Origin of the sequence: Phenylobacterium sp., from assembly GCF_965284355.1 — a bacterium.
In the GTDB taxonomy this organism is placed as follows: Bacteria; Pseudomonadota; Alphaproteobacteria; order Caulobacterales; family Caulobacteraceae; genus Phenylobacterium.
Window position 1 is genome coordinate 4,236,368 of the sequence record NZ_OZ260078.1, and the last position, 11,847, is coordinate 4,248,214.

Sequence of the window (11,847 nt, forward strand, 5' to 3'; positions counted from 1 at the left end):
CGGAGAACTCCCATGTCCCCTCGTTTCATCCTGCGGCGCGCACTCGCCTACTCGGTGGCGCTCAGCGCGCTTGTGGCCATGCCGGCTCACGCCGCCGGCGCCTCCATGCCCTGGGAGGCGCCGCTGCAGCAGATCCTCGAGTCCATCGAGGGCCCGGTCGCCAAGATCATTGCGGTGATCATCATCATCGTCACCGGGCTCACCCTGGCCTTCGGCGACACCTCGGGCGGGTTCCGGCGTCTGGTCCAGATCGTCTTCGGCCTGTCGATCGCCTTCGCCGCCTCCAGCTTCTTCCTGTCGTTCTTCTCCTTCGGCGGCGGGGCGCTGGTCTGATGGATGAAGCCGTCGACATCCCCGGGTTCACGGCGCCGGTCCACCGGGCGCTTACCGAGCCGATCCTGCTGGCGGGGGCGCCGCGCGCGGTCGCCATCCTCAACGGCACACTAGCCGCGGCCGTGGGCCTCGGCCTTCGGCTCTGGGCGATAGGCGCCGTGCTCTGGCTGGTCAGTCACGCCGCTGCGGTGTGGGCCGCGCGCCGTGATCCGCACTTCGTCGATGTCGCGAGCCGGCACGTCCGGCTTCCCTCCCACTTCGCGATCTGAGGTCGCCATGTTCGATCTCCGCGAATACCGGCGCAAAGCCACCCTGCTGGCGGACTTCCTGCCCTGGGCCGCCTTGGTCGCCCCCGGCGTCGTCCTTAACAAGGACGGGAGCTTCCAGCGGACGGCGCGCTTTCGTGGCCCGGACCTGGACTCTGCGACCGGCGCTGAGCTGGTCGCCGCGGCCGCCCGGCTGAACAGCGCCTTTCGCCGCCTGGGCTCGGGCTGGGCGATCTTCGTCGAGGCCCAGCGTGTCCCTGCGGAGAGCTATCCACAATCGTCCTTCGGCGACGCGGTCTCGCAACTCGTTGACGAGGAGCGCCGGGCGCAGTTCGAAGCCGCCGGGGCCCATTTCGAGAGCCGATACTTCCTGACCTTCCAGTACCTGCCGCCGGCCGAGCGCAGCGCCGCCGCCGAAGGCTGGCTCTACGATGGCCGTGAGACGCGGCGCGTCGACTGGCGCGAGGTGTTGCGCGGCTTCGCCGACCAGACCGACCGTATGCTTGCCCTGGTCGAGGGGTTCGCCGCCGAGATCGCCTGGCTCTCGGACGAGGAGACCCTCGGCTACCTGCACGCGACGATCTCGACGAAGCGCCAGAAGGTCCGCGTCCCCGAGACGCCGATGCAGCTTGATGCCTTGCTGGCCGACGAGCCGCTGGCGGGTGGGCTCGAGCCGCGGCTCGGAGCGGCGCACCTGCGGGTCCTTACCATCAACGGCTTCCCGGCGCAGACGTGGCCCGGGCTGCTGGACGAGCTCAACCGCCTGGCCTTTCCGTACCGCTGGGCGACTCGCGCGATCTGCCTCGACAAGGTCGACGCGACGCGGCTGCTGGGCCGCATTCGCCGGCAGTGGTTCGCCAAGCGAAAGTCGATCGGGGCGATCTTGAAGGAGGTCCTCACCAACGAGGCCTCCGCCCTCCTCGACACCGATGCGGACAACAAGGCCCTCGACGCGGACGCGGCCCTGCAGGACCTCGGCGCCGACCTGGTCGGCCACGCCTATGTGACCGCCACCGTTGTGGTCTGGGATGAGGCCGCAGCCACCGCCGATGCACGCCTGCGGCAGGTTGAGAAGGTCATCCAGGGGCGTGACTTCACCTGCATGGTAGAGACCGTCAATGCGGTCGAGGCCTGGCTGGGGTCGCTGCCGGGCCAAGCCTACGCCAACGTCCGCCAGCCCCCCGTCTCGACGATCAACCTCGCCCATATGATCCCGCTCTCGGCCGTATGGGCGGGGCCGGAGCGAAACGAACACCTGGGCGGGCCGCCGCTGCTCCACGGGCGCACGGACGGTTCGACGCCGTTCCGCCTTTCAACCTACGTCGGCGACGTCGGCCACACCCTGGTGGTGGGCCCGACCGGGGCGGGCAAGAGCGTGTTGCTCGCGCTCATGGCCCTGCAGTTCCGCCGCTATCCTGGCGCGCAGGTGTTCGCCTTCGACTTCGGGGGTTCGATCCGGGCGGCGGCGCTCGCCATGGGCGGGGACTTCCATGACCTCGGTGGCGCGCTCGCCGGCGCGGAGGAGGGCGGTGTCGCCCTGCAACCCCTCCTGCGCACAGACGGGCCGGCCGAGCGGGCCTGGGCCGCCGAGTGGCTGGCCGGGATCTTGGCCCGCGAAGGCGTGGCCGTGACCCCGGAGGCCAAGGACCATCTCTGGTCCGCGCTCGGCAGCCTGTCGTCCGCACCGCCCTCGGAACGCACCCTCACAGGCCTCTCCGTCCTGCTGCAGTCGTCGAGCCTCAAGCAGGCGCTCGCGCCCTATACCATCGCCGGGCCCTGGGGGCGGCTGCTCGACGCCGAGGCCGAGTGGCTGGGCGAGGCCGACGTCCAGGCCTTCGAGACCGAGGGCCTGGTGGGCTCGGCCGCGGCGCCGGCTGTGCTCGCCTACCTCTTCCACAGCATCGAGGCGCGCCTCACCGGCCGGCCGACGCTGGTGATCGTCGACGAAGGCTGGCTTGCACTCGACGATCCCACCTTCGGCGGCCAGCTGCGCGAGTGGCTGAAGACCCTTCGGAAGAAGAACGCCTCGGTGGTCTTCGCCACCCAGTCGCTCGCCGATATCGAAGGCAGCACGATCGCCCCCGCGATCATCGAGAGCTGCCCCACGCGCCTCTTCCTGCCCAACGAGCGGGCGCTGGAGCCACAGATCGCAGCCGTCTACCGGCGCTTCGGGCTCAACGACCGCCAGCTCGAGGTGCTGAGCCGGGCTACGCCGAAGCGCGACTATTACTGCCAGTCGCAACGCGGCAACCGACTTTTCGAACTCGGCCTAGGACCGGTCGCCCTGGCGTTTTGCGCAGCATCCGGCAAGGCCGACCAAGCCGCGATCGCCGCCGTCCTGGCAGAGCACGGCCATGCAGGTTTCGCCGCCGCCTGGCTGCGGCGGCGCAGCCTCGCCTGGGCCGCTGACCTGATCCCCGTTCTCACCCCCGCCTTGTCCTCGTCTTCAAGGGAGACTTCGTCGTGACTCCACCTCTTGCCCGCCGCGCCGTCATGGCCGGCGTCGCCGCCCTGTCCCTGGCGCTCGCCGCGCCGCCGGCCCAGGCCCTGGTCGTCTACGACCCCACCAACTACGCGCAGAACCTGCTCCAGGCCGCCCGCGCGCTGGAGCAGATCCGCAACCAGGTCAGCTCGCTCCAGAACGAAGCGACCATGCTGCTGAACCAGGCGAAGCACCTGCAGCAACTGCCGTTTTCGGCCCTCTCCGACCTGCAGCGCGACATGAGCGAGATCACCGCCTTGCTTGGCCAGGCGCGAAGGGTCGCCTACGACGTCGAGGCGATCCGGCGGGAGTTCCAGCAGAACTACCCTGCGGCCTTTGATGCGTCCGCGACGGACCAGGCGCTGACGGCGTCCGCCCGGGCGCGGTGGATGAACGCCATGGGGGCTTTCCGGCACGTCCTCGACGTCCAGGCGGGCGTGGTGGGCACGCTGGGCTCCACCCAGGCGCAGGCCGGCGAACTCGTGGGCCAGAGCCAGGGCGCCGCCGGCGCGCTGCAGGCCACCCAGGCCGGCAACCAGCTCCTGGCGCTGCAGTCGAAGCAGCTCGCCGACCTTACGGCCCTCCTGGCAGCGCAGGGCCGGGCTGTCGCCCTCGAGCAGGCGCGCCAGGGGCAGAGCGCGGCCGAGGCGAAGGAGCGCCTGCGGCGCTTCCTCGCGCCAGGGCAGGCCTACCAGGCCCAGCCCGTGCAGATGTTCTACCCATGAGCGGGCGCCTCACCCTCCGCCCTGCGCGGCTGGCCGCTATCGCACTCCTGGGCATGGCGGCCGTGGCCGCCGCCATCGCTGCGAGCCGTGTCTCGACTGTCGTCCCTTGGGCCGCGGCGGTGAGCGCCTCGCCGCTATCGGCCGAGCTCGCGCGCTGCCGAGCTCTCGGCATAGCGGCCCAGGAGGACGCGGCGTGCCGCCGGGCTTGGCGAGCCAGCCGCCGGCGCTTTCTCGGCCAACCCGCGGAGACGGCGTCATGACCGACACCGGCGTCGTCGACCAGTTCCTTGCGGTCTTCATCCGCTACATCGACTCGGGCTTCGGCCTGATCCGCGGAGACGTCGCGAACCTGGCGCAGGTCCTGGTGGCGATCGACGTTACGCTCGCTGCCCTCTTCTGGGCGTGGGCGCCTGGCGAGGACATCCTCGCGCGCCTGGTCAAGAAGACCCTCTACGTCGGCTTCTTCGCCTTCCTGATCGGCAACTTCAACGCGCTCGCCGAGGTCGTCTACCTGAGCTTCTCGGGCCTGGGCCTCAAGGCGGCCGGCGCGGGCATGTCGGCTTCCGACTTCCTGCATCCCGGCAAGATCGCCCAGGCGGGCATCGACGCCGGCAAGCCCATGCTCGAGGCGGCCGGCGAGCTGGCGGGCTTTCCCGGCTTCTTCGAGAACTTCGTCCAGATCGCGGTGCTGCTGCTCGCCTTCGGGGTCGTGCTGATCGCCTTCTTCATCCTGGCAGTGCAGCTCTTCGTGACCCTCATCGAGTTCAAGCTGACAACGCTCGCGGGCTTCGTCCTCGTCCCCTTCGGACTCTTAGGGCGCACCGCCTTCCTAGCCGAGCGTGTCCTCGGCAACGTGGTCGCCTCAGGCGTGAAGGTCCTCGTGCTGGCGATCATCGTCGGCATCGGCTCGACGCTCTTCGAGGCGTTCGTCCAGGCCTATTCCGGCGTGCAACCCAGCCTTGAGCAGGTGCTGGCCACGGCGCTCGCAGCGCTCTGCCTGCTCGGCCTCGGGATTTTCGGCCCGGGCATCGCCACGGCCCTGGTCTCCGGGGCGCCGCAGCTGGGCGCCGGCGCTGCGGTCGGCACGGCCTTGACCGTGGGCGGCCTCGCCGTCGCCGGCGGCATGGGGGTACGCGCGGTCGCCGGTGCAGCCGGCTCCGCCCGCGCCGCCGCCACGGCCGCAGCGGTCCGGCGCGGACCTGCCGGTGGCGCGCCGAACCCGCCGGGCGGCGGAACCTCGGGTGGTCCGTCGGGTGGCGGCGGCCCCCGGCCGGCAAGTGGCCCTGCGAGTCCCGGCGCAGCCGCGCCTGCGCTCCCCATGTCCCCGGCGGCCTCGGCGGAAGAGGGCGCGCCTTCATGGGCCAAGCGGCTCAAGGCCCTCCGGGGCGTCCGCCACGGCCTTCAGACTTCTGCCCATGGCGTGCGGTCCGGGGACCAGGCCGGTGGCTCCGGCGTCGTTTCCCTCAGCGAGGATTGAGATGAGTTTCTTCAAGCGAAGCGAGGCGCGCTATGGTCGCACGCCTCAGCCCGAGACCCCCTACCAGCGCGCCGGCCAGGCCTGGGACGAGCGGATTGGTTCCGCCCGCGTGCAGGCCCGCAACTGGCGATCGGCCGCCTTCGCGAGTCTGGCCCTGGCAGCAGGTGCGGTCGGCGGGCTGGTCTGGCAGGGCGCCCGCGGGACAGTGACCCCCTGGGTGGTCCAGGTGGACCAGTTGGGTCGCGCCGAGGCCGTCGCTCCGGCCGACCATGGCTACCGCCCAACCGATCCGCAGGTCGCCTGGCACCTCGCCCAATTCATCCGCGACGTCCGCTCCATCCCGGCGGACCCCGTGGTCCTGAGGCAGGACTGGCTGCGCGCCTACGACTACGCCACCGCCAAGGGCGCGCAGGCGCTCAACGACTATGCCCGGGGCGCAGACCCGTTCGGAAAGGTCGGGCGCGTGCAGGTGGCGGTGGACGTCTCCAGCGTCATCCGCGCCTCGCCGACCAGCTTCCGCGTGGCCTGGACGGAGCGCCGCTACCAGGATGGCGTCCTGGCCACCACCGAGCAGTGGACCGCGATCCTCACCGTCGTCCTGCAGCCCCCTCACGACGCCGACGGGCTGCGTCGCAACCCCCTCGGCGTCTTCGTCCATGCCCTCGACTGGTCAAAGGAGCTCAGCTGATGCGCCGCCCCCTCTCCATCGTGCTGGCCGCTACGGCGATGCCGGCGCTCGCCGCCTGCGCTTCGTTGCAGCCCGCCCCCGCGGCCGCATCGGAGATCGCCGCCGTCCGGCTGCCGGATCCACCCCGAAAGCTGGTGGTCATGCCCGTGCCGACGCCGCTGCCCTTGCCGGGCCAGCTGAAGCCCTTGGCGACAGCGCCGGCCCCGGACCTGCGGAGCCCTCCGACGCGCGTGGCGGCCGCCAACGCCGCAGCCCGCGTCGAGCCGAGCCAGGCTGGCTACGTCAACGGCGTGCAGGTCTATCCTTGGACCGAGGGTGCGCTTTACCAGGTCTATGCCGCGCCGGGCCGGGTGACCGACATCGCCCTGCAGCCTGGCGAGCAACTCGCGGGAACCGGCCCGGTGGCCGCCGGCGACACGGTCCGCTGGATCATCGGCGATACGGAGAGCGGGCAGGGGATCGGTCGGCGCGTGCACATCCTCGTCAAGCCGACGGATGCGAAGCTCGTGACGAACCTGGTCATCAACACCGACCGGCGGACCTACCACCTGGAACTGCGCGCCACGCCGGAGGCGTACATGGCGTCGGTGTCCTGGCGCTATCCGCAGGACGACCTCCTGGCGCTTCGCACTGCGGCCCAGGCGGACGCGGCGGCGCGGCCGGTCGCCCAGGGGATCGACCTCGACCGGCTCAACTTCGACTATCGCATCGAGGGGCGCGCGTCCTGGCGACCCATCCGTGTCTTCGACGACGGCCGGCAGGTGTTCATCGAGTTCCCCGGGGGCGTCTCCCAGGGCGAGATGCCGCCGCTCTTCATCCGCGGCGCCGAGGGCGCCGCCGAGCTCGTCAACTACCGGGTCAGCGGCCGGCGCATGATCGTCGATCGCCTCTTCCAGGCCGCGGAGCTTCGGCTCGGCGGCAGGAACGACCGGCAACGCGTGACCATCCGCCGGATCGGGGCGCCGTAGTCGCCATGATGCAAAGCCATGACGCCGAGAAGACGATCGCTGCGGAGCTACGCCTGCGCGGGGACCCCCCGCGGGTGACGCGGCTATCCCGCCGGGCCTTGGTGGTGCTGGGCGGCGGCGCAGCCGCCACCATCGCGGCAGCGGTCGCCTTCGCTGTCCATGAGCGGCCGGGACGGGCGGCCGAGCCAGAACTGGTCGCCACAAATTCGAAGCCGCCGACGGATGGTCTGGGGACCTTGCCGCAGGACTATGCGAGCCTGCCGCGCGACGTGCCACGGCTTGGGCCGCCGCTTCCGGGTGACCTCGGGCGGCCGATCCTTAACGCCCAGGGTGGCGCGCCAGGCGCTGCCGAGCCCTCGGCGCCGGCGACATCGGCGGCCGGGGACGCGGCGCAGCGGCTCCGGGACCAGGAGCGCCAGGCCGCGTGGACAAGCCGCCTGTTCGTGGCCGACACCGAGGCGGCGGTCCCTCAAGCGCCGGATGCCCTAGGCGCGCCCGCGGCCGGGGCGCTGGCGGCCACGTTGCTGGCAGCCGGGGACCCCAAGCCGTCGTTCCTCGCGGCTCCGACGGACCTGTCGACGACCAGCCCACACCGCATCGAGCCGCCGGCTTCGCCCTACGTCCTGCAGGCGGGATCGATCGTGCCGGCCGCCCTGTTGACCGGAATCCGGTCGGACCTGCCGGGCCAGGTCACCGCTCAGGTGACCGAGAACGTCTACGACAGTCCAACCGGCCGCATCCTCCTCATCCCGCAGGGCGCGCGCCTCCTGGGCGTCTACGACAGCCAGGTGGCGTTCGGCCAAAGCCGCGTGCTGCTGGCCTGGACCCGGCTGATCCTGCCCGGTGGCCGCTCGATCGTCCTGGACCGCCAGCCCGCTGGCGACGCCCAGGGCTTTGCTGGCCTGCAGGACGGCGTCGACCGCCACTGGAAGCAGTTGGCGTCGGCAGCGGTCTTGTCCGCGATCCTGGGCGTCGGAGCCGAGTTGGGGCAGGGGTCCGACGACAGCGACCTCGCCCAAGCGGTCCGGCAGGGCGGCGCCAACGCCGCCAACCAAGCCGGGCAGCAGGTGGTGGCGAAGACCCTGGACGTGCAGCCGACCCTGACCGTGCGGCCGGGCTTCCCGGTCCGCGTCCTGGTCACCCGCGACTTGGTGCTCGAGGCCCTCGGGAGCTGATCCATGCCGAAGCTGAAACTCTCCTCTGTCCCCGACGACAAGCCCGTGCGGATCACCGTCGACCTGCCGGCCGAAACCCACCGGATGCTGGTCGCCTACGCCGAGGCCGTCGCCCGCGAGAGCGGGGAGGCCGTCGAGCCCACGCGGCTGGTCGCGCCCATGCTCGCGCGTTTCATGTCGAGCGACCGGGCCTTCACTCGCGGGCGAGTCCGCGGCCCCCGCTAGCCAGCCTCTCGCGTCGCCAATCCCGCGCGATCGCCAGGAGCCGGCGCAGAGCGGGATTGTCCCGGTCGCGCCGGAAGACACTCGAGATCGGGGCGGCGGCGCCCGGCTCGTCAATGCGGGCGAACCGCACGCCGGGCCGACCGGTCCTCGCAAAGCTCTCCGGCAGGATCGCGACGCCCTCGCCGTCGGCGACGAGCGCCACCAGGCTCTCTCGCGACAGGTCGTGGATCTGCACCTCCGGCGGGGCGACCCTGGCCTCCGCCAGGGCTGCAGAGAGCAGGTCCAGCTCGGCCTCCGGCCGCGAGAGGAGGGTCTGGCCGGAGAGCGCATTCCAGCGCACCCGGTCCTCGCCGGGGCGATCCGCGGGCATCGCGAGATAGTAGGGCTCCGGCCAGAGCGGTTCGAAGACCAGGACCGGATCGGGCGAGCGCCAGGTCGCCACCCAGGCGCAATCCAACTCATGGGCCAGGACCTGGCGGACGAGCTCGCTCGATCCGAGCTCCGTCAGCTGAAGCTTGAGGTGCGGGTGGAGGGCCTTCAGCCGGCCGAGGATCTCCTTCGCGGGCAAGCTTGCGAAGGAACCGATGAAGCCCAGGCGCAGGCTGCCGGAGCGGGCGGTGCCGGCGTCGCGAGCCTCGGAGAGAGCCACCCGGGCGAGCCCGCCGATCTGGTCGAGCCGGTCCAGGAACTGGCGCCCGGCGTCGGTGACGCGAACGCCGGCTCCTATGCGCTCGAAGATCGACACCCCGATCCAGTCCTCGAAGCTGCGGACCTGTCGGCTGACCGTCGACTGGCGGACCCTCATATGGCGGGCCGCCCCGCTGAAGCTTCCCTCCTGGGCGACGAGCAGGACCGTCCTGCAGGCCTGCGAAAGGATGCGCTGGTCGCTGCCGGCGGAGTGCGTCCAGGCTTCTGCGTCGGGGGCCATCATCCGACAGGCCCGGCTGTGGGCCGATGGATGCGGAGCAGTCGGCCGGAGCCTGCCATGACACAGGCGCCGGCCGGGCTCACGGGCATGTCCTAGTCGCCCTTGGGGCCGAGATAGTTCGGCCCGTAAACCGCTGCGCGCAGGTCACGGTGCAGCGTCGCGTCGAACGGGTAGGTCTGGACGAAGAACACGGCCGTCAGCTTGTTGGCGGGATCGACCCAGAAGAGGGTGCTGTCGCGGCCGTCCCAGAAGAATTCTCCGACAGCGCCACGGTTCTCCGTCGGCGTCTGCGGCTGGCGATTGCGGACGGCGAAGTTGAATCCGAAGCCGACCGAACCTTTTTCCGGCAGGAACCAGCGCCGGGTCATGCTGGGGTCCAGGTGGTCGGTCGCCATCAGCCGCACGGTCGACGGGTTCAGGATTCTCACGCCATCTAGCGATCCGCCGTTGAGCAGCATGCGCGAGAAGCGGGCGTAATCGTCGATCGGGGCCACCAGGCCGGCGCCGCCCATGGTCAAGCGACGGGCCGGGTCGAAGTTCATCCGCCGGGTTTCGGCCGTGGCCTCCCGCGCCAGCTTGCCGTCGGGGCCCTTGTTGTAGACGGCGGCGAGGCGGGGGAAGTCGGCTTCGGCCCGTGTCCAGGCGGTGTCCTTCATGCCGAGGGGGTCGAGGATCTGGGCCTTCACATAGGGCTCGAACGGCTGGCCCGTGAGCTTCTCGACGAGCAGGGCCTGGACGTCCACAGAGGCGCTGTAGCTCCACTCCTCGCCCGGGTCGAAGAGCAGCGGCACGCCCGCGAGGCGGCGGCCCAGTTCGCTGAGGTCGTTCCTGAGATCCAGGGGTTTGGCGGCGTGGAAGGCTGCGTCGGCGGCGGTGTCCCGCATGCCGTAGGAGAAGCCTGCGGTGTGGCGCAGGATGTCCCGGATCAGGATCGGTCGGGCCGCGGGGCGCACGCCGCCGTGTCCGTCGATCACCTGCATGTTGGCGAACTCCGGCAGGTATCGCGACAAGGGCTCGTCCAGGCCGAACCGCCCTTGCTCCCAGAGCTGCATGAGGGCGACCCCGGTGACCGGTTTCGTCATCGAGAAGATCTGCACCAATGTGTCGCGCTGCATGGGCTTTCCGGCCTCGCGGTCGGCCATGCCGGCGGTCCCGAAATAGCGCTCTTGCCCGTCCTGCCAGACGAGCGCGGATACGCCAACGGCGCGGCCGCTTTCGACCATCGCCTCGAGGGCCGCGTCGATCCTCTTCTTGTCGATTTCGACCGGAGCCGACGCCTCAGCGCGCGGTACAGCAGGATGAGCGGAGGCAGGCGCGGAGGACAGGGTGACTAGAGTGGCGCCGAGGGCGGCGAGAAGAGTGATCCTGAGCAAGGCGTTTCCTCGTTTCTGAAAACGTTTCCAATAGCGAGTTCAGGAAACGTTATCAACGCGCTTGGCGGGCGGATTGTTGTCGGGGGAGGCGTGGCGTCGCCGGCTAGGCGCCTTTCGGGGCCGCTGCAGGCCCTGTCGAGTTCCGCACGACGAGTTCGGTGGGAAACACGCCGATCTCGTGGCCTTCGGTATCGCGCCTGATGAGGAAATTGGCGGCCGCGGCGCTCATCTCCATGATGGGTTGCCTCACCGTCGTGAGCGGCGGCCAGACGAGCTGCGCCGTCGGGCTGTCGTCGAACCCGCAGACGGACATCTGGTCGGGTACGACGATGCCTCGGCGATGGAGCACGGCGAGGACGCCTGCGGCCATGTCGTCGTTGGCCGCGACAATGGCCGTGAAGGAGCCTTTTTCAAGCAGGGCCTCGCAGGCCTGCATGCCGCTTTCGAACGTGAAGTCGCCCACCACGGTCTCGACGCAGGACGGATCCAGCCCATGTTCCCTAAGCGCAGACTGAAAGCCTGACTGGCGCCGGACCGAGGCCACGTTGCCGGGTGGCCCGGCGATCATGCCGAACCGGACGTGACCAAGCTCCAGCAGGTGCTTCGCGAGGGCCGCCGCGCCGCCTTCGTCATCGCACTCGATGTGGCAGGTTCCGGGGACTTCATTGCCGGGCGCGATCCGCGCCATCCGGATCCCGCGCGCAGACAACAGGTCGATGATCTTCGGGTGGTCGGCCACTGGAGGCGCAACGATGACGCCGTCGAAGCGCGCGGTCGCCAGGGTGCGCGCGAACGCGGTCAGGTCAGGATCGCGCACGAGGTCGAGTTGCTCGACGACCAGGAGATAGCCCGCCGCCCGGCAAGCCTCCATGGCCCCCAGTTGGAGATGCGCCAGGTAGAAAGGCGACAGCTTCTCGAAAATCGCGCCGATGATGAACGATCGGGAGCCCGGTAGTGAGCGCGCGGCCGGATCGGGCGTGAATCCGAGCGATGCGATCGCACGCTGGACCGCTTCGATCCTAGCGGGCCGCACATGGGCTTCGCCATTGATGACCCGCGAGACTGTCGACACGGAAACGCCGGCGGCCTTGGCGACGTCGATGATGGTTGGCTTGCCCCTGCTCACCCTTCGCTGAGTACAGTCCGCCAGCTGGACGATCAACGTTGTGGCGTGCTTGGCGCGATGCTTGATCACAGTCGAGAAAGT

13 protein-coding genes are annotated in these 11,847 nt (G+C 70.5%); 10 read left to right on the plus strand and 3 right to left on the minus strand.

The genetic code is table 11. The annotated features are described in order from the left end of the window. Positions 1 to 12 precede the first annotated feature (12 nt). The 10 genes from ACQ66R_RS20810 to ACQ66R_RS20855 are packed head-to-tail and all read left to right on the plus strand — an operon-like array spanning position 13 to position 8,339. A complete protein-coding gene (locus ACQ66R_RS20810; RefSeq protein WP_430425145.1) occupies positions 13 to 333 on the plus strand; it encodes a TrbC/VirB2 family protein in 321 nt (106 codons plus the stop codon). Beyond that, complete coding sequence (locus tag ACQ66R_RS20815; protein ID WP_430425147.1) at positions 333 to 602, plus strand: VirB3 family type IV secretion system protein; 270 nt, start codon at positions 333 to 335, stop codon at positions 600 to 602. Before ACQ66R_RS20810 ends, ACQ66R_RS20815 begins: the two co-directional genes overlap by 1 nt. Positions 603 to 609: 7 nt before the next feature. Then, positions 610 to 3,066: a conjugal transfer protein TrbE gene (gene trbE / locus ACQ66R_RS20820; RefSeq protein ID WP_430425149.1), complete on the plus strand. Its 2,457-nt coding sequence runs from the start codon at positions 610 to 612 to the stop codon at positions 3,064 to 3,066. After that, positions 3,063 to 3,806: a P-type conjugative transfer protein TrbJ gene (trbJ, locus tag ACQ66R_RS20825; protein ID WP_430425151.1), complete on the plus strand. Its 744-nt coding sequence runs from the start codon at positions 3,063 to 3,065 to the stop codon at positions 3,804 to 3,806. The genes trbE and trbJ overlap by 4 nt, the downstream gene beginning before the upstream one ends. Then, positions 3,803 to 4,066: a putative entry exclusion protein TrbK-alt gene (gene trbK-alt / locus ACQ66R_RS20830; protein ID WP_430425153.1), complete on the plus strand. Its 264-nt coding sequence runs from the start codon at positions 3,803 to 3,805 to the stop codon at positions 4,064 to 4,066. Before trbJ ends, trbK-alt begins: the two co-directional genes overlap by 4 nt. Next, entirely contained in the window at positions 4,063 to 5,283 is a 1,221-nt protein-coding gene (gene trbL, locus ACQ66R_RS20835; RefSeq protein ID WP_430425154.1) for a P-type conjugative transfer protein TrbL, read from the plus strand. Before trbK-alt ends, trbL begins: the two co-directional genes overlap by 4 nt. Before the next feature lies 1 nt (position 5,284). Beyond that, a complete protein-coding gene (gene trbF, locus ACQ66R_RS20840) occupies positions 5,285 to 5,971 on the plus strand; it encodes a conjugal transfer protein TrbF (protein WP_430425156.1) in 687 nt (228 codons plus the stop codon). Further along, positions 5,971 to 6,939, plus strand: coding sequence for a P-type conjugative transfer protein TrbG (gene trbG, locus ACQ66R_RS20845; protein ID WP_430425158.1), 969 nt, complete (start codon positions 5,971 to 5,973; stop codon positions 6,937 to 6,939). The genes trbF and trbG overlap by 1 nt, the downstream gene beginning before the upstream one ends. Before the next feature lie 5 nt (positions 6,940 to 6,944). Continuing rightward, positions 6,945 to 8,114, plus strand: coding sequence for a TrbI/VirB10 family protein (locus ACQ66R_RS20850; protein ID WP_430425160.1), 1,170 nt, complete (start codon positions 6,945 to 6,947; stop codon positions 8,112 to 8,114). Positions 8,115 to 8,117: 3 nt separating this feature from the next. Further along, on the plus strand, positions 8,118 to 8,339 hold the full coding sequence (locus ACQ66R_RS20855) for a DUF2274 domain-containing protein (protein ID WP_430425162.1): 222 nt from the start codon (positions 8,118 to 8,120) through the stop codon (positions 8,337 to 8,339). Here the strand turns inward: ACQ66R_RS20855 and ACQ66R_RS20860 are convergent. The 3 genes from ACQ66R_RS20860 to ACQ66R_RS20870 form a co-directional block, all read right to left on the minus strand. Beyond that, a complete protein-coding gene (locus tag ACQ66R_RS20860) occupies positions 8,308 to 9,267 on the minus strand; it encodes a LysR family transcriptional regulator (RefSeq protein ID WP_430425164.1) in 960 nt (319 codons plus the stop codon). The two genes, ACQ66R_RS20855 and ACQ66R_RS20860, sit on opposite strands and share 32 nt — an antisense overlap. Before the next feature lie 92 nt (positions 9,268 to 9,359). Continuing rightward, entirely contained in the window at positions 9,360 to 10,640 is a 1,281-nt protein-coding gene (locus ACQ66R_RS20865) for a serine hydrolase domain-containing protein (RefSeq protein ID WP_430425166.1), read from the minus strand. A 103-nt stretch (positions 10,641 to 10,743) separates the two neighbouring features. After that, the gene (locus ACQ66R_RS20870; protein WP_430425168.1) at positions 10,744 to 11,802 is read right to left on the minus strand and encodes a LacI family DNA-binding transcriptional regulator; all 1,059 of its coding nucleotides are present in this window, start codon (positions 11,800 to 11,802) and stop codon (positions 10,744 to 10,746) included. Between the last annotated feature and the right edge of the window lie 45 nt (positions 11,803 to 11,847).

Bases quoted from the DNA above. Each gene is read 5' to 3' on its own strand.
- ACQ66R_RS20810 (WP_430425145.1), top strand. From the start codon at position 13: ATGTCCCCTCGTTTCATCCTGCGGCGCGCACTCGCCTACTCGGTGGCG.
- ACQ66R_RS20815 (WP_430425147.1), top strand. From the start codon at position 333: ATGGATGAAGCCGTCGACATCCCCGGGTTCACGGCGCCGGTCCACCGG.
- trbE (WP_430425149.1), top strand. From the start codon at position 610: ATGTTCGATCTCCGCGAATACCGGCGCAAAGCCACCCTGCTGGCGGAC.
- trbK-alt (WP_430425153.1), top strand. From the start codon at position 3,803: ATGAGCGGGCGCCTCACCCTCCGCCCTGCGCGGCTGGCCGCTATCGCA.
- trbL (WP_430425154.1), top strand. From the start codon at position 4,063: ATGACCGACACCGGCGTCGTCGACCAGTTCCTTGCGGTCTTCATCCGC.
- trbF (WP_430425156.1), top strand. From the start codon at position 5,285: ATGAGTTTCTTCAAGCGAAGCGAGGCGCGCTATGGTCGCACGCCTCAG.
- trbG (WP_430425158.1), top strand. From the start codon at position 5,971: ATGCGCCGCCCCCTCTCCATCGTGCTGGCCGCTACGGCGATGCCGGCG.
- ACQ66R_RS20850 (WP_430425160.1), top strand. From the start codon at position 6,945: ATGATGCAAAGCCATGACGCCGAGAAGACGATCGCTGCGGAGCTACGC.
- ACQ66R_RS20855 (WP_430425162.1), top strand. From the start codon at position 8,118: ATGCCGAAGCTGAAACTCTCCTCTGTCCCCGACGACAAGCCCGTGCGG.
- ACQ66R_RS20860 (WP_430425164.1), bottom strand. From the start codon at position 9,267: ATGGCCCCCGACGCAGAAGCCTGGACGCACTCCGCCGGCAGCGACCAG.